The organism is Rahnella sp. EDr1-12 (assembly GCF_049206505.1).
GTDB lineage: Bacteria > Pseudomonadota > Gammaproteobacteria > Enterobacterales > Enterobacteriaceae > Rahnella > Rahnella rivi.
In genome coordinates this window covers 452325-474919 of the sequence record NZ_JBLZNY010000003.1, presented here as the reverse complement: position 1 = coordinate 474919, position 22595 = coordinate 452325, and the positions used below count along the sequence as shown (strand labels likewise).

Here is a 22595-nt window from a genome sequence, read left to right as displayed (position 1 = left end):
GATTAGAGACTCCCTTTTTCTGCACCCTGGTGCGGTTTGATGACCAGACTGGGGTGAGTCAGTGCGGAATCTGGCAGCCCCTGCACATCACAAAGACTGCCGTATTTCGCCCGTAATTCATCGATCGGGCCGAACTTGATCGCCCCCAGCGGACAGGTTGCGACACACACCGGTTGTTGCCCGACGGCCTGAAGATCGACGCAGAAATCGCATTTCGACATCTGCCCGGTCTGCTCATTGAGCTGCGGCGCGCCGTAAGGGCACGACCATGCGCAATATCCGCAGCCAACGCATTTGTCGGTATTCACCCGCACAATGCCGTCGCCTGGGCGTTTGTGCATGGCCGTCGTCGGACAGTTTTTGGTGCAAACCGGGTCTTTGCAGTGATTACAGGAAATAGACAGCGTGTAGGCGTACACGTTATTCGTCACTCCGCCCTGCCCTGTGGGGATAAAACCGCCGCCTTTCACTTCATAAACGCGGCGAAAGCGCCTGCCGACGTCAAGATTGTTTTTATCTTTGCAGGCAACCTGACAGGCTTTGCAGCCGGAGCAACGGGAGGAATCAATAAAGAAACCGAGTTGGCGGTCACTGACCGGTGGATAATCAATAAACTGACTCATGCCTTAACAACCTCCACAAGCATGGTTTGATGGGAATTCCCTTTCGCCAGCGCGGTAATTCGCGCCGAACTGAGTACGTTGGCGCAACCGCCGTGATCGACACCGCTGGCATCCGGCTGCCACCAGGCACCGGCCTGCATCGCCACCACGCCGGGCATGATCCGCTGGGTCACTTCCGCCGGAATTTGCGTCACGCCACGGTCGTTGTGGATCCGCACACTGTCGCCCTGCGCAATACCGCGACGCCGGGCATCCGCGGGATTGATCCACAGTTTTTGCGTCTGCACTTCCTGCAACCACGGGTTGGCATATTGCGTGGAGTTGGCGCGGTTTTTGCCTTTCCAGGTGATCAGCTGCAACGGGAATCGCGCCGCCAGCACATCCTCCGGCCCTTCGTGGGCGGGCACATAGTGCGACAGCGCCGGGATTTCCGGATGATGCATGTCATAAAGCCTGCGGGAGAAGATCTCGATTTTTCCGGAAGGTGTCTGGAAAGGATGATTTTTCGGATCGCGGATATTGTCTTCAAACGCCACGTACGGCGCGCTTTTGAACAGATGGCGGCGGGTCACCTGCAATTGTTCAAAGGTCGGCAGTGCCTCCTGTGGCATCGCCAGACGGGTATTTTCCCAGATATGCGCAATCCACTCTTTCTCGTTACGTCCCTGACTGAATTCCTTTTCAACCCCCAGTTTCGCCGCCACCTCGCGCAACCAGTCGTAATCCGACCGGCTTTCAAATGGCGGCTCAATCAGTTTTTCAGACAGCATCAGGTAATTGCCGGTGCCCCAGGTTTCGCCGATATTCCAGCGTTCCATAAAGCTGGTTTCCGGCAGCAGCAGATCGACATATTTAGCGCTTGGCGTCAGGTACAGATCGCTGGCAACAATAAATTCAATTTTGGATTCATCCTCCAGTACCTTCACGGCCTGATGGATGTCCGGGTTCTGGTTAGCCAGATAATTTCCCGCCAGCGAGAAAAGTATGCGGATATTGCTGTCGAGCTTTTCGCCGCCGGTCAGCCCGTCCTGGGGCGTGACAAGGCTCGCGTCATCCGCTGCCTGCACCCAGTTCATCACCGAGATTTTCTGTTTTACCGGATTGTCGGGCATTTCCGGCCCTGTGGTGAATTTACGGTTGCCGATGCCGCCGTAACCGCCCGCCCAGCCGCCTTTGATCCCAACATTGCCGGTAATTGTGGCCAGCAGCGTGGAGCCGCGCGCGGTGCGTTCGCCGCAGTTATGCCGTTGCGGCCCCCAGCCCTGGATCAGCGCTGCCGGTTTGGTGGTTGCGTAATCCCGCGCCAGCTGGCGAATGGTCTGCGCCGGAACGTGGGTGATCACTTCGGCCCATTCAGGGGTTTTCACGATGCCGTCTTTTGCCCCGTTCAGATAGGACACCAGTGATTCGTTGGCAGGCACATCTTCAGGCATTGTGCTTTCGTCAAAGCCCAGCGTGTAGCGCTCAATGAAGGCTTTGTCATGCAGATTTTCGCTGATGATGACGTACATCATCGCGTCCATCAGCGCGTTATCGGTAGAAGGACGCAGCGGGATCCATTCATCCGCCAGCGAAGACGCGGTGTCTGAATAGCGCGGATCGACCACGATAAAACGCGTGCCCTTCTGCTTCATCTGCTGAAAATAGTGGTTGGTGTGCCCGAAAACGGTTTCTGCCGGGTTATGCCCCCACAGGATCACCAGCGGCGTATCGGCCAGCGTATCCAGCGTGTTACCGCTCGCCGCCGTGCCATAGGTATAAGGCGTCGCGGCACCGGTGTTGCCCATACTGACAGAATGGTAATAACCGAGATGGCCGCCGGTCAGATTCAGCAAGCGGCGGGCCATGGTGTCGCCGGAGAAGGTACCGCCGCTGACCGCCGTCCCGACATGGACGTAGCGCGATGACGGCCCGTATTTTTCGGTAATACGTTGCAGATTGTCGGCAATAAGCGTTGTCGCCTCGTCCCAGCTGATCCGCTCAAATTTGCCTTCGCCACGTTTGCCCACCCGCTTCATCGGATACTTTAAGCGATCAGGATGGTAGACGAATTTGCGATAACTCCGGCCACGGACGCAGGCGCGCATCACCGGCATGGCCGGGTCCAGCTCGGCATCAGGCCGCGTGGTGATCTGAATGACCGCACCGTCCTGCACGTGCGCGCGGATATCGCACTTCCCGCCGCAGTCGAAGGTGCTGCACGTCGGGACGACGTTGACCGCCGGAGAGGATAACTCAGAAGGAGTAACCGCAGCCTGACCGGCTGCGTGGCTGAATTTGAATCCGACCAGAGGAAGCGCAGCCACCATGCTGCTGATCTTGACGAAGTCGCGCCGGGTAACGTTTGACACTACGTCACAACTATCTTTATTTTTCATAACATTGGCTCAAAAAGGAAAAGATCATCCCACACTTAACGCAAATTCATCCTTGTGGGATGTCAAGCTAACGCACACTGATACTCACTTTTGAGTAAGAATATTGGTTCCATTATCTTTTCCTGCTGATGAACATTTTCGAGGGTGATTCTTTAATTTGAACCCATAATTTTGACGAATGTTTCATCACAAAAAAGTGACATCTTTGACCGCCCAAAAACCGCCAGCGACTCCCCGTTTTTATTCATTTCACCGGTTTCCTGCAAAATTCTGATTTTGAGTTAGATTTATAGCGTGTGATCTAAGTCACACAATAACCATAATAAAAGTATTGATTAGGGAGCGTCTGTGATTGAGAAAATAAACAGCGGCAGCGGGAATGAGGCGGCGAAAGCCTCGCAACCCACTGAACCACTGGTGAAAGTGATTGCCTTTATTGCCACATTAGGGGGGTTACTGTTTGGCTACGATACCGGCGTCATCGCCGGTGCCTTGTTGTTCATGAAGCATGATCTGCATCTGACATCGTTAACGACCGGGATGGTCACCAGTTTCCTGATCCTCGGTTCGGCGGTGGGAGCCGTATGTGCCGGACGGGTTGCTGACCGGTTTGGACGCAAGAAAATCATCCTCGCGATGGCGTTGATTTTCATGCTCGGCTCTCTGGGTTGCGCCATGGCGCCGAACGTAGTGTTGATGATTACCTTCCGCTTTATTCTGGGCCTGGCGGTGGGCGGTGCGGCGGCGATAGTGCCGATTTATATCGCAGAAATCGTACCTTCAAACCGCCGGTGGCAGTTTGTGACCTTGCAGGAACTGATGATCGTCTCCGGGCAGCTGATCGCTTACACCAGTAATGCGGCGATTAACGAAGTCTGGGGCGGAGAAACCACCTGGCGCTGGATGCTGGGTGTCGCCTGCGTCCCGGCGGTCATTTTGTGGGTCGGGATGCTGTTCCTGCCGGATACACCGCGCTGGTACGCCATGCATGGCCGCTATCGCGAAGCGCGTGACGTGCTGGAACGCACCCGTAAAGCGGGCAAAGTGGAGAAAGAACTGAGCGAAATCCGCAGCTCCATGAGTTCCAAAAGCGAGAAGCATTCCCGCCGCCAGAAAACCATTTCTGTGTGGATGAAGCGCCTGGTGTTTCTGGGGATTGGTATCGCCATGTTGCAACAACTTTCCGGCGTGAACACCATCATGTTCTACGCGCCGACCATGTTGCAGGCCACTGGGCTGAGCACCAACGCCTCGCTGCTCGCCACCATCGCCAACGGTGTAATCTCGGTGATCATGACGTTTGTCGGCATCATGCTGCTCAGCCGTTTTGGCCGCCGTCCGCTGCTGCTGACCGGTCAGATTGGTTGTACCTGTACCCTGCTGGCGATCGGCCTTATCACCTGGCTGATGCCGGAAACGGTAAATGGTCATCCGGATACCCTGCGCAGTTATCTGGTGCTGGGCGGCATGCTGGTATTCCTGTGCTTCCAGCAGGGCGCGCTTTCGCCGGTGACCTGGCTGTTGCTGTCAGAAATGTTCCCGATGCGCATCCGCGGGATGGCTAACGGAGTTTCGGTATTTGCCATGCAAATGACCAACTTCTCCATCGCCTTTATGTTCCCGATCATGCTGGAATACATCGGACTGACGATGTCCTTCTTCTGCTTTGCCGCCATCGGCGTCGCAGGCGGGATATTTGCGATTATTTTCGCCCCGGAAACGCAGGGCAAAACGCTGGAGCAGATAGAGAAACATTTTAAAAAGAACTTACAGGACGAACCCGCACCAGAGGCGTCGGGCAGCTAATCCGTTTTTAGCGGCGCAGGGACGCGCCTTCCTATTTATAAAGTTTTTATTACGTAAACATCTCCATTTATATCCCCTCTTAATCAGTGAGATCACCGCAACCAACTAATCTTTGCCACTCGTGATTTTCCGACTTTTCTTTCTATAAATTTCACTTAATGAAGCATATCATTCTCGGGGGACAAGGATTTTTGTCTATGCCGGATTCAACATGAGTTGTTCAAAAGGGACTTAAAACAATGAGCATTCAGGATTACATTCTTGCAGGCACTCAATTACCGATCCACAACCATTACCAGTTAAGATTTAAACGGCTGGAATCTCAGCAGCCCGGCATCGATATTTCGGTGCTCAAGTTCAGCGGCAGCGAGGCCATCAGCGATATTCTGCGCTATGAAATTGAGTTCACCAGCGCGGTGAAAGACATTCCCGCTCAGCACATCATCAACTATTCCGCGCTGTTCCTGATGTACCCCGACGGCAAGCCGTGGGAATCGGTTAAACCGCGTATTATCCCCGGCGTTATAACGCAGTTCCGCCAGTGTGGAACCTCTGCTGATGAAACCCGCTACACCGTCACGCTTGAACACCGCGTCACCCGGTTAAATCAGGGCAGCAATAACGCGATTTACCAGAACGACAGCGTCATCAGCATGACCGAAAACACCTTCCTGCGTTACAACATGGACCGGCTGGATTTTCGGTTTGCGCTCAATGATCAGTATCCGCTGAAAAAATTCATGATGCAGTTCGGCGAAAGCGAATACGCCCATATTGCGCGCCGCCTGGCAGACAGCGGTATCTCCTACTTCTTCGAATATGACGAAGAGAACAACTGCGACGTCATGGTGCTGGCCGACCATTCATACGCCTGGCCTGAATCCGTTGCCATCCCGTTCCGCAACCCGGCGGGCATGTTCGACGGCGGCCTGGAATCAGTGTGGGAGATGTCGGTCAGCCGTAAATCTATCCCGAAATCTGTGACGGTTAACGACGACTATTACCCCGCGGCACAAAACGATATGACCGGCACGACGGAAACCAATCCGGACTATCCGGCGCTGGTTGCCGAAGATTACCGCTGGGGTGAGTATTATCCTGAGCCGGGCAAGGAATTCAGCAGCGAGCCCGGCCAGGGCATGTGGTACGCGAAGCGCCGTCAGGAGCGCTACCTCAGTGAGCAAATCACCTTTGAGGGCAAGTCCAACTGCATGACGCTGCGTCCGGGGATGGTCATCACCACGCCCGGTAAAGACTGGCCGGAAGCGCCGGAGGGCCTGCTGATAGTTTCCACGACCTCTACAAACGTCGCCCGCGATACGGCGTATTTCGTCACCTTTACCGCGGTTCCGCGCAATACACAGCATCCGTACCGCCCTGCCTTGCTGCCGTGGCCGACCGTCACCGGCACGCTGCCTGCCCGCATCTCCAGCGCGCATCCGGACGAACCTTACGCCCACATCAACGCCGACGGTTTGTACCGCGCCCAGTTTGGTTTCGACCGCACCGAATGGCAGAAAGGCTTTGAGAGCTGCTGGCTGCGCCTGGCTAAACCCTATTCCGGTGACACCTACGGCTTCCATATGCCGCTGCTGGATTCCACCGGCGTGGCGATTGCCTTCGAGAACGGCGACGTTGACCGGCCTTATATTGCCTATGCACTGCATGATTCAACGCACCCGGATCATGTGGCGTTACCGAATTACAAGCGGAACGTCATCCGCACTCCTTCTGGAAATAAGATTCGACTTGAGGATCAACGCGGCAAAGAACATATAAAAATCAGCACGGTACATTCAGGTAAGAGCCAGCTCAGTCTGGGACACCTGGTGGACAGTGCCAGAAAGCAGCGCGGTGAAGGCGCAGAATTGCGAACTGATGCCTATGTTGCCGTTCGCGGCGGTAAAGGCGTGCTGCTTTCTACCGAGCCGAAGAACAGTGCTCAGGGGCAGCAGCTGGATATGGATGCCGCCATTGCGCAGCTTGAAAAAGCCCTGGCTCTGGCCAAAACCCTGAAGAGTACCGCCGATATCGCTCAGGCGTCTCCGGCAGAAACCACCGATCAGGAGCTGCTCAAGACAGACCTCACCAAACTCGCTCAACCCGGCGTCGTCGTTTACGGCGATGCCGGAATTGCGCACACCACGCCGAAAACGATCCAACAAACTGCAGGTAAGAATCTGGTGGCCACCGCAGGCCAGGATGCCAGTTTCAGCGTATTCCGTCGCTTCTCAGTTGCCGCCGGTGAACTGTTCTCCGTATTTGCGAATAAGTTAGGCATCAAGCTCATTGCCGCTGCAGGAAAGGTGCAGCTTCAGGCACAGAAAGATCAGATGGAGCTGACCTCTTTTGAAGACATGCAGATCACCAGTACCAACGGCCGCATCGTGCTTAACGCCAAAAAAGAGCTGCTGCTGATGTGTGGCGGGGCTGGGATCCGCATTAAGGATGGAACGATCGAAGAGCTTGCTCCTACCCGTATTACCCAAAAATCGCCGGTACTGGAGTATCAGGGCGGGGATAGCGTGAAGCAGGCGATGCCGTCATTTGAAAGCGGTGCATTTGAACTCAAATATCGGCTCCATTTTAATGGCGACCCAACGCACGTCATGAAAAATCAAAAATTCCGTATCCGTCGTCAGGACGGCTCTGTCACGGAAGGGGTCACTGATGAGCAGGGTGAATCGTCATTGTTACAGATGCATGAGCTGGAAAATGCAGTAATTGAGATTATCAAGGGAGTGAAATAATGGCGGCTAACAACATACGTACTCCAACAATCCTGTCAGAAGGTGATACCGGGCGTCCTAAAGGCTCCGGGCCAATGAGTGTGCAACTTTGTGGCGTGCAACCTCCGCTGCCCTGCATTGTGATTCTGGTACACGGCGTCAATGATGTAGGTGAGGCTTATGAAAATCAGGATAAAGGGCTTTGTTTGGGCTTAAACACTCGCCTCGGTCGCCAGGACATGCACGCGCATGACTGGAAAGTACAAGAGTTCAGCATTTCGGATACAGACGGCAATATCACAACAAAAACCTGTGCCGTGCAGGAGCAAACCTGCATTGGGGTAGTCAACCGCTCCCCCATTATTCCTTTTTATTGGGGATACAAGCCCGTTGATCATGATACCTGGAAAGCCGACCAGACTCGCTACAAAGCTGAACTTGCCAAAAAAGGCAATGATGCCGATTTACCCTATGATACCTATCGCGAATTCGATGCAACAAAAATTAAAAACCATGATGGAGAAAACACTGACAATCTAAACAACTGGTTAGATCCTTCTTCTGCTAAAGGGGGCGGTACGTTCGCCAACGCCACGACCAATATTCCTGATATGTTTGGCCCTGGTGGCCAGGGCATGATCATTGAGATGGTCGCCCGCCTCAAGTCGCGTGGGGGTATCATGAGCGATGAGGACTGGAGTCACCCTATTTATCAAAACCCGCACCGTATTTACCAGGCTTATGCCGCACGGAGACTGGCGGATTTGATCCTGGATATCAGGCGTAACCCAGACACCCGATATGACACTATAAATGTTGTGGCACACAGTCAGGGGACGATTATCACCATGTTGGCAAACATGTGGGTGGATGCTGAAGGCTTCGACCCTGCGGATTGTGTGATCCTCAATCACTCGCCTTATTCAATGGAAAACCGTTGGATGGAGAACATGTTGCCGGGGCATCAGCAAAGTGATGCCGCACGCCAGAAAACATTTGCACACTTTTGCCAACTGATGGCAAAAAATAGTCATTATCAGATGGGAAATGTCCCCCATACAGGCGACTACACTCAAAAACTCACAGACAGCGGTTGCCTGTCAAAAAATGCTCATAAGACGTTATGGAACGATCCGCTATACAGCCGTAATAACTTCGGCATGGTCTACAACTATTTCTGCCCGAACGATCAGGTCGTATCGATGACCCCTATCCAGGGATTTGGCTGGCGAGGTATCCCTGATGAAATGAAAGCTAAAAATCAAATGGGTAACAACCTCTATCAGCGGGTATTTTGTAGAGATTATTGGGTCGGAGATAAAACCGGATTTCACTTTGAAATGCCAGCACGTAAGTCAGGAGACTCGCCCAATACAGGCTACTCATTTAAAGATGTGATTATTAATGCCCCCCTGCTGCCTACGCCATTCATTTTTGACCTTATGGGTAAAAGCAATACTGGATATACAGACAAGTTAGGCGATAACGACAAACATATCGCTAAAGCAGCGATGAAAGCTGAAAGGCTTGTTCATAGCTCAATTGAAGTACCTAACAGCCCGCAATTCTGGAATTTGTTTGACCGCGACAATTTAAAGCCAGGACAAATGATTGAAGTAAAAGAAAAATACCCGGAATGGGAAATTTTGCACGCTGAGGTATCTGGGAAGAGAGGTGAAGGACAAAACATAACATTAACTCGCAGGATGACAGAAAAAGAATTAAAGGCGGCAGCTGAGATTCCTTCGGTGTATAGCCAGCATTCATCCATTGTTGCGAGTTTAAAAGCTCCGGCCTTGTCTATGGCCTACGATTTGGCGATAGGGAAATGTGAAGCGTTTGAGGATCAGGAGTTTTGGGATCGATTGCTATTACGTGCTGATTGGCGAAGAGCAGAAAACCCTATTGCTGACGAAAGAAAATATTATCAAGAAGGTATTCTTCCTTTAGAACATATAAAGCAATTCATGAATAAGCCAGAGCTCGACAAGGGTATGCCTATAGGAAAAGAGTTTGGTGTAATAAACGATTATGGAAGACGACTAACGGTTAAGCCTAATAATCAGCATGATAGTGAAATTACACCCGTTCAAATATTACAGTGGGATATGCCTAAACCTCAGGTTTGACAGGGAAGAAATATGCAAACGTTAAAGATCGCAGTAATGCTTACTCTGGCCAGTTCAGTTGGTGCATGCCAGGCAACACCTCAATCTCCACCGACGCAAGTCGTCTATCGATTTGATGATCATCGTTATCTGGAACTGACAGGATTCAACTGTCAGGGAGGACTACGGTATATCGATACTCAGCGAAATATCCATTATCAGATTTATGATGTTTCAGACGGATACCGTATTTTCACCAAGAAATTTGTACATCCGTCTGAACGTTATATTGCAATTACCTCTTATGAAGGTGGAGGATTCGCAATTTCTAAAGACTATGGGCAAACATGGGGGGGAGCAAGTTTTGCTCCTGGCGGTGGAGCAGTAAGATACAAAGACGATCGTCCGCAACGCGAAGATATCGAATCATTCACCGTCGTCAACGATCAGGGCTTTATGCTCACAAAAGCCGGTGATATCTACATGAGCTCTAAGCCCTTTGATGACCCACGTCTCTCACCTGGCGGAAGCGGGATTGCATATACTTTTCTTGATCACCGCGGGAACTTAAAACAAGACCGGTTAATGCCAGGTAATTCTGGGTTAGATTGGGGCAGAGAGTATTTATCCTGGAATTCAGTCAATAGCCCTAAGCCCTGGGTTATCGATGCCTTTAAACCTAACTGGCAGAATATTCCTAATAAAGTCCCCGAAGTCAAAAACTATACCGGCTGGGATCATATGCGCTGTGACCCGAATTTAGGATTGGCTTCAAAATGATGCTTATTCAAAGAACTGGCATAGGCCTTATGGCGGGCTTAATCAGTGCATGTCAGGCCACACCTCAGTCCCCTCCAACGCAAGTTGTCTATCGATTTGATGATCACCGTTATCTTGAATTGAAAGGCTTCGAATGTGAAGGTGCTCTTTGGTTCAAAGATACTCGTAGGAATATTCATACTGAAATAACTTCCCAGTTTTACAGACTTTTTACCAAAACATATATTCATCCTTCCGAACGTTACATAGTTGTAGCTTACAACGATATTTCGGGTTTTTTAATCTCAAAAGACTATGGGGAAACTTGGGACAGGGCCCGGTTTTCTCCTGGCGGGGGTGCGAAAAGATACGGTTCTTCCGGTCCAACTAAAGACGAAGTTGAATCATTCACCGTCGTCAACGATCAGGGCTTTATGCTCACAAAAGCCGGTGATATCTACATGAGCTCTAAGCCCTTTGATGACCCACGTCTCTCACCTGGCGGAAGCGGGATTGCATATACTTTTCTTGATCACCGCGGGAACTTAAAACAAGACCGGTTAATGCCAGGTAATTCTGGGTTAGATTGGGGCAGAGAGTATTTATCCTGGAATTCAGTGAATAGCCCTAAACCCTGGGTTATCGATGCCTTTAAACCTAACTGGCAGAATATTCCTAATAAAGTCCCCGAAGTCAAAAACTATACCGGCTGGGATCATATGCGCTGTGACCCGAATTTAGGAATTACAACGGAATGAAAGCTATAAATGAAATCAAGATTCGCCAGATGACGTGATGGGTGTGAATAAAACATGAACCTCGCTTCCCGCGAAAGTCATCGAAGCGTTAGGCAAAAAATAACATTTTTAGAGTCGTATAAGAGGGAACTAAATGAATTTCGCAAAATGGAAGTGTGCGCTACCTTTGATAGGATTACTTTTGGCGGGTTGTAATGCCTCATCCTTGCAATCTATACAAGCCTGTCCTGATATTCAGGGGAGTTATAAGTTTGAAAATGTGGCAGATTTCTACATTCAGAAACAGACCAGTGGCGAGTATCTGGCGTTAATGATGTCAGAACAGCAGTCCCCTGAGTTTTTGCCAGTGGTAGTCCCGTCCAGGCAAGCGCTTAAAGATGAGAATTATTCTGAGTGTACAGTCATGATAAAAGGCCTCGGACTTCTTATGCCTTCAAACAAAGATGCTAAGTACAGTGTCAGTGCTGGCACACAAAATTATATGACAGAACAAAAAATTGATACCCCATTGGTCATTCTATACATGGCAGGATTCCAGTCCGCTGTTTTTGGTGTAGAGAAAATATCCAATAATCTCCCGCAGACGGTAACTACCACCTACGCTAACCGGGATAAATATTAATGAATCGTTCTAAGTTAGCATTACTAATTTTTGTAGCGTTAAATTCACTGCTAATAAACGGTTGTGCATCTGTTATCGCACGCAATACTAACCTTGGAGCAACGCCGCCTGCAGTCTATCCTGGAGCTGCTTACGACATTGCTGTCATACCTTCCCCACTTTTTCCTTTAGCGCTGATTGATCTGCCTCTTTCTTTTGTCGCTGATACTCTTATGCTTCCAGTTGATATTTACCATTCAGCTAAACGCAGTTCAAATGCGCCTCAGGAAAGTGTATTAAAAGAAAAACAATCAAAAACAGGCGACATGTACTTAACAAATATGGAGAGCCAAAATTTTAAATCGGATGGTGCATCCCATGTAAAACAAGGTAATGATTTTTACACCATCACATCTCCCAATTACGCAAAGGCATTCGAACTTTACGAGCAGGCGGCCAAGTTTAACGACGCAGCTGCGCAATTTAATCTCGGGAATGCTAATTATCTTGGCCGTGGCACACCAATCAATTATGAGGCTGCCTATAACTGGTATCTGAAATCAGCAAACTCCATTGACAACGATGACCCGTCCCCCTCGAATCTAAATCTCGGAAATATGTATTACAACGGTTTGTATGTGAAGAAAGATGACGTAAAAGCCATAGATTGGTATCTGAAAGCCTCAAAGTGTCGTCATCAAGATGGTCATAGCTTTACCTATTGTGATAGTGCATTGCAGGCCAGAATTTCCTTAGGTGACATTTATTACAATGGTACCGGAGTGGCAAAGGACAGTAAAACTGCGTATGCCTGGTATTCTTTGGCGAATTACTTGAATGTAAAAAGAGTTCCTCAGAAAGAGAAAGTCAGAAAAGAGCTTTCACATGACGATCTGATAGAGGCAAAACTTACGGCTAATAAATTAGCAGCTAAATATGGACTGGCTTACTTAGGTTCCATATTTACTGATTCCCAGATTGAATCCGATCTTTATTAAAGATAAAGGACTGTCTTATGAAAGGTGTCATTCGCTTAGGCGATCCCCATACGCACGGTGGCAAAGTCAGCTCAGCGTCAGGTGCCATCTTTGAGGGTAAACCGGTGATGTTAGCCGGTGATACCGTCAGCTGTTCTCAACATGGCACCGTGCCTGTGAATCAGGGGCATCCGACCTGGAAAATGAACGGCAAAGCTGTGATTGTTGACGGTTGTGTTGCGCAGTGTGGTTGCATTCTCAAAACAACTCTGCCGAACGCCGGAGCACAATGATGAACTGGAGCCTCCCGGATATGGACCGCAAAACCCTGTCCAAACTTCCTGCCTGGTGGTGGTGGCTGGCGATACCGTCAGCATGTGTCGCACTCGCTGCTATCGCGTTGTTTTTCACCTGGCCGGTTCAGCGTGGATTTACCAACCTGCGGTTCTGGTTCTGGCTGTTACTGTTGCCGGTGTTGGTTTCCAGCGCAGTGATGGCCTTTGTGCTCAGTGCGGCTTTACAGGTCCGGCGTGAGACTGACTGGCGACATCTGTTTATTGACCGCAAATATGCCCACTGGCAGCACTGGGGACGCCGGTGTCTGCGGCTGGTAGCATTTCACTGCCTGACGCCGGAACCGGATATCGCCAGCCGGGAACTGGGTCTGGAGGGTCAGCCGCCGCAGGCCCCGGCGAAACCGGCAGAAATCATCCCCGTTCAACCCTTGCAGTTGGGCGAATCCCCATTGAAAGATATTCTCTCCCAGACGCTCGAACCACTGTCAGAGACTTTGCGCACGCAGTCCTCTATCGAAATATGGTTGTATGCAAATACGCCGGAAGAACAGGCCAGGAGCGCGGTCGAACAGTACTGGTCTGCCAAATTAAAAAAACGCCTGCCCACTGAGAACATCCACTGGCAGAGCATTGCCCCGGACGCCGCTTTGCTAGACAACTGGTGTGATGAAGACATTTCCATCCCGCGTCTGGTGATTGCCCTGCATTTGCTTGACGGCAAAAGTCTGGCCAGTGCCAGCAGCTCCGCCCTGCTCTTCCAGAGGTCTTCCGGGCCGGTGATAAAAGCCCCGCCTTTCCGCCCGGTATACCTGTTCCGCCCGCTGGTGACACAGTCGCACGACCTCGATGCGGACTTCCCGCGATTTCTTGCCGCCGGTCAAACCGAGGCCAAACGTCTGAGCCATTTGTGGGATGCCGGGTTGCACAGCCGGGAGCGCGGCGCCCTGCTGGCCTTACTGGATGAACACGACGTGATGCTGCCGGCCCAGGGGCGTCACGATCTGTCCCTGTTACTAGGCCCTGCGAGCCCGGCCTCCTTCTGGCTTGCCCTGTGCCTCGCGGCGCAGGGATGCGATTTAGGCCAGCGCGGCCAGCTGGTCGCCGAACAGTCCGGGGAGTCCATCAGCCTGGTTCAGCTCAGCACCCAGCCTGCTGCTCCCGTGGAAATGCCTGTCGATACGATTTCACGCTATCCGCTGGCCTATCTGGCGGGAATTGTGGCTGTGATGCTGGCCCTGATATTACTCCCCGCCGACCGTGATACGCAGATGGGCATGCTGCCCTGGCTGGGCGGCGGGCTGATGGTGGTTGCGGCCTTACTGAGTTTCTCTGTCCCTCTGGCACTGCGCTTATGGCGTAAGCGGCTCGATGTGGAATGGCACCTGCTGGAACAACAACGTCATGACTAAAAGCCTTCATCTGATGCTGGTGGTGATGCTCGCCCTGGCACTGAGCCTCTTGTGGCTGAACGCGGACGGGGAAACCCTCACCCACAGCGTGGCCTGGTGGGCAACCGGCGTCATCCTGCTGGGCTATTTTCTGCTGGCCCGCTACGCCTTCGCCTTGGAATTGCTCGATTTTAACCGCCCGCCCGAGGCACAGGACGACGCGCGCATCACGGCGTTTGATACCCTGCGTTTCACCCTGCGTCACCGCTATGGCTGGCACTGGAAGCACGAACAGCCGTGGCTTTTGGTCACCGGTGAGGCGGCGGTGGTGGAGAAAATCGCCCCCGGCCTGACGCAGGCGTTCTGGCAGGAAAGCCAGAATGCCGTCCTTATCTGGTGTGGTGAGGCCGATGCGCTGGATTTGGCCGCCGTGACGCAGCTGCGCGACATGCGCGGACGCCGCGCCTTTAATGCCGTGCTGTGGGTCACCGATGTGACGGCTGAACCACAATACCAGTGGACTAGGCAGCCGGTGCCTAATCAGACGCTGCCAGCGGACAACAGCGACGCCGTCTATCGGCAGTTTATCGCGCTCGGGCGCACCCTCAGCTGGCGTCCGCCGGTGTTTGGCGTGTGCCTGAGTGAACCGCAGTGGGAACAGGACGACCGCCCGGTGCAGAGTATCGGCTGTCACTGGCCGGCTGGCACGCCGGTCTCACTTGATGACCAGCTCAGTCAGCTTGCCGCCACGCTCATTCCACAGGGCATTGCGCAGCTGAACGAGAAAAAACACTGGGCCTGGCTGCTGCAGCTGTCAGGGGATCTGAAACACCACACCGGCGCGTTGCTCAGGCAGCGTTTTCAGCCGTGGCTCGGTGAGCATCAGCGCGTGCTGGCCGGCGGCATCTTCTTTATGCCTGCTGCCCCTGAATCGGCTTCTGTTCAGCAACACTCCCACGCCTGCTATTTATCCCCCGCCTGGAACGGCGTTATCGCGCAAAGCCGGACGCAGCAGGGTCGCCGCGACCATCTGTCCACTGGTGACAAGCTGGCCATCGGCACGCTGATGCTGGCGGGGCTGTGGGTGCTCGGCATGGGAATATCTGCCTGTGCCAACCGCACGCTTATCGCCGACAGCCAGGCGCTGCTGCAGGCGACCCGCACGCCGGCCCCGATGTCCGACACGCTGACCCGCAGCGTCGCCCTGCAGGACAACATTGACCGCCTGCTGTGGTGGCAACAAAACGGCTCGCCGTGGCTGCACCGCTTTGGCCTCGATCAGCGCGATGCGGTGATCAACGCACTGTGGCCCGCCTATACACGGCAAAGTCAGGCACTGCTGATAACGCCGGTGGTTGACGCGCTGAAAGACCGGCTGCAGGAGTTTGTGTCCATGCCGCCGGGCTCTGCCGAACGACGTCTGGCCGGGAAAGTGGCCTATCAGCAACTGAAAGCCTACCTGATGCTGCTGCATCCTGAACACGCCGACCCAGCCTTTATGCAGCCGGTGCTGTCTCCTCTGTGGACGGCGCCGGGCGGCGTGGCGCCCGGAGAATGGCTGGCCCGTTCGGACAAGCTGCTCGGCTTTTACCTGCAGCAGCTGCCGCGCCATCCGCAGTGGAAGCTGCCTGCCGATGACCAGTTGGTTGCCAACGTGCGTACCATCCTGCGCAGCCAGAAAGGCATCAGTAACAGCGAAAACGCGTTGTATCAGCAGGTGTTGCTGAGCGTGTCGCCGCACTATGCCGACGTCACGCTCGACAGCCTGCTTGGAGAGTCTGCTGGCGGTCAGCTGTTCTCCACCGATAACACCCTGCCCGGCATGTTCACCCGTGAAGCCTGGGAGGGAGAGGTCAGCGACGCGATTGATAAAGCGGCGGCGGCACGCCACGTCACCTCTGACTGGGTGCTGGATGATAAAGGCGAACAGCAGCTCCTGACCAAAGACCAGCTGCAGTTCCGCCTGACCGAACGCTACTTTGCCGATTACACCAGTGCCTGGCTTAATTTCCTCAACAGCATCCGCTGGAACACCAGCGACTCGCTGAGCACCTCCCTCGATCAGCTGACCCAGCTGGCCGATGCCCGTCAGTCGCCGCTGCTGGCCCTGAGCCGCACCCTGCGTTATCAGGGCGCCGCCGGCCAGCACCGCGAAGCGATGGGGGATTCCCTGCTGAAATCGGCGCAAAAACTGGTGTCGAAAACCACGCCGGACGCCGGATTTGCCGGCGGGCGCAATGACCCGACCCGCGTGCTGAGCGAGACCTTCGCCCCGCTGCTGGCCGTGTTACCGCCGGAGAGCCCGGCGGCAGGTGAAACGCAGACTACGCAAAACACCGCCGGCGTTTCCCTCAGCAACTACCTGCTGCAGGTGTCACAAACGCGATTACAGCTGATGCAGGTGGCCAATGCCTCCGACCCGCAGGCGATGGCACAAAGCCTGGTCAAATCTGCCTTCAGCAACGTTGACACCACGCTGTCGCAGGGGCGCCACTACGCACAGCTTCTGGCGGCCAGCCTTGGCGGAGAGTGGAGCAGCTTTGCCGATGCCGCGTTTATTCAGCCGCTGGAACAGGCGTGGAACGGCGTGATGGCTCCGGCGCAGCACGGGATCAACAATGCATGGCAGGTACAGGTGCAGAATCCGTGGCAGGCGGAATTTGCCGGACGTTACCCGTTCGATAACACCAAAAACGACGCCGACTTCACCCAGCTGGCTCACTACCTGACGCCGGATACCGGCCTGATTGACCAGTTTATTACCCAGCAACTGGCCGGCGTGCTGGAAAAACAGGGTGACAGCTGGGTACCTAATCCGCTCAACACCCAGGGAATGAGTATCAACCCGGACTTCCTCAGCGCGGTTAACCAGCTTAGCCAGCTCGGCCGCCGCGTCTTCCCGCAGGGTAAACCCGGCGTGACCTTTGAGCTGCAGATCCGCCCAACCCGCAACGTGGTAGAAACTGACCTGCAGATAGACGACGCCACCCTGAAGTACTTTAACCAGCTGCCGGGCTGGCAGACGTTACGCTGGCCAGACGCCGCAAGCTTACACCCGCAGGTGTCCCTGACGTACTCACCGGTCGCGGCATCAGGGAAAAGCGCCGACACCTTCCAGAGCTATTTTCAGGCGGACGGCGGCTGGGCCTGGCTGCGTTTACTCGATAAGGCGCAGGTTGAACAGCTCGACAGCAGCCGCTATCGCCTGAGCTGGCAAACCGCCACCAAAGAGACGCTGAACGTGGTGTTACGCACTCAAAGCGGCGGCGGCCCGCTGGAACTGCTCGCCCTGCGCCGCTTTAAACTGCCGGCCCAAATATTTACCTCTCCGGGCATGGCCACGGACAATGCGGAGGACACAACGCGCCATGACGCCCAATAATTTCCAGCGAGTAAGACGCGGCACCGTGCTGTTATTACTGCCCTTACTGATAAGCAGCTGCGGCCTGACGCAGCGCGTGGGAAACGGCGCTTCTGCGGTCGCAGATGCCGTGCTCTACCGTAAAATAGACATCTTGCATCTGAAGCTGACCTCCCGCGCCGCGCTCAACAGCAATGAAGGCGGCGAGGCGCTGCCGACGGTGGTGCGCGTTTATCAGCTCAAAGACCGTAAAACCTTTGATACGGCCAGTTATACCGCCCTGCTCAGGCAGGACAACACCGTGCTGGCCACAGACCTGCTCGACCGGCAGGTTGTCCAGGTGATGCCGGACGCAGAGGCGACGGTGGCCGTGCCGCTGCATGCCGACGCAAAGTTTGTCGCCGTGGTGGCCCTCTTTATGGCACCGGATGTCACAAACAACACCTGGCGGCTGGTTCTCGAACGTAATGACCTCGATGACAGTAAAGACCGGATCGTTGAGCTCAATGACAACCGGCTGCAGCTCAGGAAAAGTCAGTAATGGAAGACAATTTCTTAAAATATTTTGACGGCGAAATGCGCTATCTGAAGGAAGCCGGGCTGGAGTTTGCGAAAGAATTCCCGGAGCTGGGACGTGCTTTAGGCCTGGACGGCACTCCGGTACCCCGCGATGACTCCGTCGAACGGCTGTTTCAGGGTTTTTCGCTGATGATGGCCAAACTGCGGCAGAAGATTGACGATGACATTCCCGATCTGACCGAGCCGCTGCTTTCGCATCTGCTGCCGGTGATTAACCGCACCCTGCCCTCCACGGCCATCGTCGAACTGACACCGGCCGCGCCGGATCTGCATGTGCGGAAAGAGCTGCTGCCCGCTGAAAGCGAGCTCTTTACACAACAGCTCGGCAATGATCGCAAGCGTTGTGCGTATCGCACAGTACGGGATCTGGAAATCCATCCATTTTCGCTGGAAACCGTCTCGTTATTCACCCTGCAGGAAGGCCAGCAGGCACTACGGCTGCGATTCTCACTTCCCGCACTGATTGAAATTCGCCCCGCCGACTGGCAGAACATCAGCCTGTATCTCAACGGCGACCGCGTGCTGCAGTCTGCGCTGTATCTGGCCCTCAGCCGTCAGGTGAAACGGGTGAATGTGCGGTTCTGGCAGGAATCGACCGAGCTGACGCCGGTGGACGTGCAATTTTTGCCGCGCTGGCAGGCAGAAAACGACGCCTCGCTTTGGCCGGAGAGCGACAGCCCGGCACTGTGCGGCGAGGTGCGCCCGTGGCTGGAATATTTCACTTCACCGGCGCGTTATTTCTTTATGCAGCTGCGCGGGCTCGAGGCCCTGACCTTCCCGCCGGACACCACATCCTTTGATATCGAGGTGACGCTCAGCGAACGCTGGCCATACGATCTGGCCGTGCCGCCGGACGCCATCCGCATGCACTGTGTGCCGGTGATTAACCTGTTCCGCCTGCTGGCCCAGCCGCTGAGCGTAACCACCGCGGTCAGCGATTACCGCCTGCGGCCGCACCGGCTCAGCGACGGCCATACCGAGATTTATGCGGTCAATGACGTGGCAGAGGTCGCCGAAGACAACGCTGAATTCAGCTACGTGCCCTACAGCCAGTTTCGTCAAAAAGGCGGGATGCTCCAGTATAAGAAAAACTGGCCTGACCGCTATTACCACACCCGCATGTACCGCGGAACGTCCGGACTGAACGAGACCATTCTAATGCTCGGGGGACGCACTCATGAAGAGCAGAATGGCCTGAAAATGCGGCTGAACATGACCTGCACCAACGGCGCCTGGCCGCGCATGGCGTTGCAGGAGAGCGTTTTCGACGGCGAAACCGCCCTGGGTAATCTTGAACTGAAGTGTTCAACCCGCTTGCGTCCCACTATGCCGCATTACCCGCCGACCGCTGAACTTTATCAGTGGCAGGTGCTGTCTCTGCTGCATCCGCAGGCCATCGCCGGTCTGATGGAAATCGACACGCTGCGTCACGCGCTCAGCCTGCTGGACTGGACGCATGACCCGGACAACGCGCGGCGTATTGCGGGCATTACGCACGTTGAATATAAGCCGTCTCACTACCCTGCCGAAGGCTGGCACGGCGTGGCCATCCGCGTGACATTGGATGAACATCAGTTCTGTGGTTCGGGCGATGCCCTGCTGTTTTGCGAAATTCTGGAGCAGTTCTACACCCAGTACGCCGATATCCGCCGGTTCATTCAGCTGACGGTGACGCTCAGTCAGTCCGGGACACAATGGGCATGGCCGGAACGACGCTTAACCCGGATTTTATTCTGATGATGAAAGATAACGAAAAGCGCCTGAAAGAATTCTGGCAAGACAGTGAAGGCAACGACCGGGCGCATGCGTTTAACTTCTACCGTTTCTGCCAGCTGCTGGAGAAACAGCTCTCGGATAACAAACCGATCGGCAGCACCTTTTCGCCGAAAAACGACGCGGTGCGTTTTCGTCCGCATCCGGGGATGGGTTTTCCGGTCAGCGAGCTAAAAGCGGTGGAGACGAATGCGGAACGCCCGGACGCGCCGCCGACGGTGCGCACCACCTTTATGGGACTGTACGGCGTGGATTCGCCGCTCCCGACCAGTTATATCGATGACATCACCCAGCGGCGCGAAGGCCATGAAGCGATGGAAGCCTTTTTAGACATCTTCAACCATCGGATGATGACGCAGTTCTACCGCATCTGGCGAAAGTACAATTATCCCGCCACCTTTGAAGACGGCGGTACAGACAAAACGTCGCGCAGCCTGATGGCCCTGACCGGCATCACCGACAGCGGCGACGTGCCCGCCTCGCGGTTACTGGCGTTACTTCAACCGCTGGTCAGAACCACCCGCACAGCGGAAGGCATAGTCAGCGTGATCCGCACGCAGGCTCCCAACACTCGCGTCATTGTTAAACCGCATAAGGTCACGCGGATGCCCGCCGGAAAACGGGCAAGGTTCTCTTTTTCAGAACAACAACGGCTGGGGGATCATCTGGTACTTGGCAGCATGTCATCCGATGCCAACTACTGCATTGGCGTGGAGATGTTTACAGAAGATCCGGCGGAAGCCAAAAGCTGGTTACCCGGCGGCCAACTGCGGGAGGATGTGTTTACACTACTACGCGTGTACCTGGGGTGTGATTATGACGCCAGCCTGACACTCACTATTCCCATGGAACTGGCTCCGTTGCCACGTCTCGGCGACCCTTGGTTACTGATGGGATATAACGTCGTAATGGGTTTACGTGAGGATAATCTGGAAGAAATGCCTGAGCGGGTGAAAATGAAACTGGGGCAAATCCGCAGTAAATAGGTGATGAGGCAGAAGCTGCCTCACATCCATCACATTTGATGCATCATGTTGTATACTCATCGCCGACGGTTTCTCCTCTATTCCGGGTGCGCGCACTCTATTGCTACGGTGAACATTTGAATTATCCCATCAGCTCGATTAACCACGCCTACCTGGGCAGCAGCGTGTATGCCACGCTGCGCGAAGCCCTGATTACCGGCCGTCTGAAACCTAACGATCGTCTGCGCATCCGCGAACTGGCTGAGCAGGTGGGCACCAGCGTCACGCCGGTGCGTGATGCGATTTTACAGCTGGCAAAAGAGCAGGCGCTGGAAATGCGCACGCCAAAAGATATCCGCGTGCCGCAGCTTGATGAGCAGCAATATCATGAAATTCGTACGTTGCGCCTCGAGCTCGAAGGCCTCGGCGCGGAGAAAGCGGCGCAGTCGGTGACCGGCTATGAGTTAGCGCGCATTACGCAAAACATTGAGGCCAACCGCAACGCCATCAGCAACGAAGATTTACCCGAAGCCCTGCGCCTCAACAGCGAGTTTCATCTGATGCTGGCAGAAAGTGCGCGGATGCCGTTGCTGAGTAATTTTATCGACAGCTTATGGATGCGCACCGGCCCGTTGATTGCTCAGGCTTACGCCCATTTTTCCCAGCGTATGGCTATCGAGCATCATCAGGAGATTTTGCTGGCGTTGCGTAAAGGTGATGGCGCGGCGACGAAGCGGGCGATTCAGGAAGATATTCTCGACGGCAGCCAGAAAATGGTCGAATTCCTGGCGGCCAGTCGTGAAGGGTTTGAGTAACAGCACCGCGATCAGCGAGCTGATTTAGCGGTTACAACAGATCTCCGTAAGGCATGTGGTGCTCGGAAAGCATTCCTGTGAGCACCACATTGGCGGTACGCGTACCCTGTAAACGGTCATACATTTTGTACATTTTCTGCAAACCATTATCGACAGCGTGGATCACCGTTGGCGTAAACACATCCTCATTCCAGCGAATTATCATTCCGCCTGTATTTGGATCGAAAATAAAGATTTCATCGCCGGTACCATAAAATGCGATGCCCATATGATTCATCGGATATGTGCTGCGTTTTAAATAGGCGCAATTATCTCTGCGCTTGTTAATTTCTCCGACAGATAAAACCAGTAATACCAGACCACATCCCCTTACAAAGGGTTTCTCGGGAAGAATACATCGCGAATATTGGCTTTGCAGATGAAAAATTCTTTGACGAAAATCCTGAAACCCTGGTGGGACGGTATTATCTAAAATATTCCCCGACGCCCGTACCGCACTCAGATACTCCTCAGCGTAATCAAATACTTGCCTGGGCGTCAGGAATGTGTCTTCCCCGTCAGCGCAATCAAGAATATGCGACACCAGAGCCACACTGAGCCCGCAGCAAAATCCCCCCTGAGTTTGTAATTCGGACTGACGGCAGCGAAAACGATTAAACTCCTGAACAGACATTTCTCT

The 22595-nt window shown here is 53.9% G+C and carries 17 protein-coding genes; 14 read left to right on the top strand and 3 right to left on the bottom strand.

Features of this window, described 5'->3' with window-relative positions:
• Window positions 1-2 precede the first annotated feature (2 nt).
• Both ACO0U8_RS15915 and ACO0U8_RS15910 read right to left on the bottom strand, forming a co-directional pair.
• On the bottom strand, window positions 3-623 hold the full coding sequence (locus ACO0U8_RS15915; protein WP_421671207.1) for a DMSO/selenate family reductase complex B subunit: 621 nt from the start codon (window positions 621-623) through the stop codon (window positions 3-5).
• On the bottom strand, window positions 620-3001 hold the full coding sequence (locus tag ACO0U8_RS15910) for a DMSO/selenate family reductase complex A subunit (protein ID WP_217204397.1): 2382 nt from the start codon (window positions 2999-3001) through the stop codon (window positions 620-622). The genes ACO0U8_RS15915 and ACO0U8_RS15910 overlap by 4 nt, the downstream gene beginning before the upstream one ends.
• 348 nt (window positions 3002-3349) lie before the next feature.
• On the opposite strand from ACO0U8_RS15910, the gene ACO0U8_RS15905 reads away from it, so the two are divergent.
• The 14 genes from ACO0U8_RS15905 (at window position 3350) to ACO0U8_RS15840 (ending at window position 21916) form a co-directional block, all read left to right on the top strand.
• Window positions 3350-4807 (top strand): sugar porter family MFS transporter, encoded by a 1458-nt coding sequence (locus ACO0U8_RS15905; protein WP_421671206.1) that lies wholly within the window; start codon window positions 3350-3352, stop codon window positions 4805-4807.
• Between the two features lie 239 nt (window positions 4808-5046).
• Window positions 5047-7557 (top strand): DUF2345 domain-containing protein, encoded by a 2511-nt coding sequence (locus ACO0U8_RS15900; RefSeq protein WP_421671205.1) that lies wholly within the window; start codon window positions 5047-5049, stop codon window positions 7555-7557.
• Entirely contained in the window at window positions 7557-9665 is a 2109-nt protein-coding gene (locus ACO0U8_RS15895) for a T6SS effector phospholipase Tle3 domain-containing protein (RefSeq protein WP_421671204.1), read from the top strand. Before ACO0U8_RS15900 ends, ACO0U8_RS15895 begins: the two co-directional genes overlap by 1 nt.
• A 12-nt stretch (window positions 9666-9677) precedes the next feature.
• Window positions 9678-10424, top strand: a complete 747-nt coding sequence (locus tag ACO0U8_RS15890) for a T6SS immunity protein Tli3 family protein (RefSeq protein WP_421671203.1) — start codon at window positions 9678-9680, stop codon at window positions 10422-10424.
• On the top strand, window positions 10421-11161 hold the full coding sequence (locus tag ACO0U8_RS15885; protein WP_421671202.1) for a T6SS immunity protein Tli3 family protein: 741 nt from the start codon (window positions 10421-10423) through the stop codon (window positions 11159-11161). The genes ACO0U8_RS15890 and ACO0U8_RS15885 overlap by 4 nt, the downstream gene beginning before the upstream one ends.
• A 133-nt stretch (window positions 11162-11294) precedes the next feature.
• Entirely contained in the window at window positions 11295-11783 is a 489-nt protein-coding gene (locus tag ACO0U8_RS15880; RefSeq protein ID WP_421671201.1) for a hypothetical protein, read from the top strand.
• Complete coding sequence (locus tag ACO0U8_RS15875) at window positions 11783-12760, top strand: YceK/YidQ family lipoprotein (protein WP_421671200.1); 978 nt, start codon at window positions 11783-11785, stop codon at window positions 12758-12760. Before ACO0U8_RS15880 ends, ACO0U8_RS15875 begins: the two co-directional genes overlap by 1 nt.
• A 17-nt stretch (window positions 12761-12777) precedes the next feature.
• Entirely contained in the window at window positions 12778-13032 is a 255-nt protein-coding gene (locus ACO0U8_RS15870; RefSeq protein WP_421671199.1) for a PAAR domain-containing protein, read from the top strand.
• Window positions 13029-14444, top strand: a complete 1416-nt coding sequence (locus ACO0U8_RS15865; RefSeq protein ID WP_421671198.1) for a hypothetical protein — start codon at window positions 13029-13031, stop codon at window positions 14442-14444. The genes ACO0U8_RS15870 and ACO0U8_RS15865 overlap by 4 nt, the downstream gene beginning before the upstream one ends.
• The gene (locus ACO0U8_RS15860; protein ID WP_421671197.1) at window positions 14437-17805 is read left to right on the top strand and encodes an ImcF-related family protein; all 3369 of its coding nucleotides are present in this window, start codon (window positions 14437-14439) and stop codon (window positions 17803-17805) included. Before ACO0U8_RS15865 ends, ACO0U8_RS15860 begins: the two co-directional genes overlap by 8 nt.
• On the top strand, window positions 17792-18325 hold the full coding sequence (tssJ, locus tag ACO0U8_RS15855; RefSeq protein ID WP_414071970.1) for a type VI secretion system lipoprotein TssJ: 534 nt from the start codon (window positions 17792-17794) through the stop codon (window positions 18323-18325). The genes ACO0U8_RS15860 and tssJ overlap by 14 nt, the downstream gene beginning before the upstream one ends.
• A complete protein-coding gene (gene tssF, locus ACO0U8_RS15850; RefSeq protein WP_421671196.1) occupies window positions 18325-20100 on the top strand; it encodes a type VI secretion system baseplate subunit TssF in 1776 nt (591 codons plus the stop codon). The genes tssJ and tssF overlap by 1 nt, the downstream gene beginning before the upstream one ends.
• Window positions 20064-21122, top strand: coding sequence for a type VI secretion system baseplate subunit TssG (tssG, locus tag ACO0U8_RS15845; RefSeq protein ID WP_217204386.1), 1059 nt, complete (start codon window positions 20064-20066; stop codon window positions 21120-21122). The genes tssF and tssG overlap by 37 nt, the downstream gene beginning before the upstream one ends.
• 116 nt (window positions 21123-21238) lie before the next feature.
• Window positions 21239-21916 (top strand): GntR family transcriptional regulator, encoded by a 678-nt coding sequence (locus ACO0U8_RS15840; RefSeq protein ID WP_421671195.1) that lies wholly within the window; start codon window positions 21239-21241, stop codon window positions 21914-21916.
• Window positions 21917-21947: 31 nt separating this feature from the next.
• On the opposite strand, the gene ACO0U8_RS15835 is transcribed toward ACO0U8_RS15840, so the two are convergent.
• Window positions 21948-22589 carry a hypothetical protein gene (locus ACO0U8_RS15835; RefSeq protein ID WP_421671194.1) on the bottom strand — a complete coding sequence of 214 codons (642 nt, stop codon included), beginning with the start codon at window positions 22587-22589 and terminating at the stop codon, window positions 21948-21950.
• Between the last annotated feature and the right edge of the window lie 6 nt (window positions 22590-22595).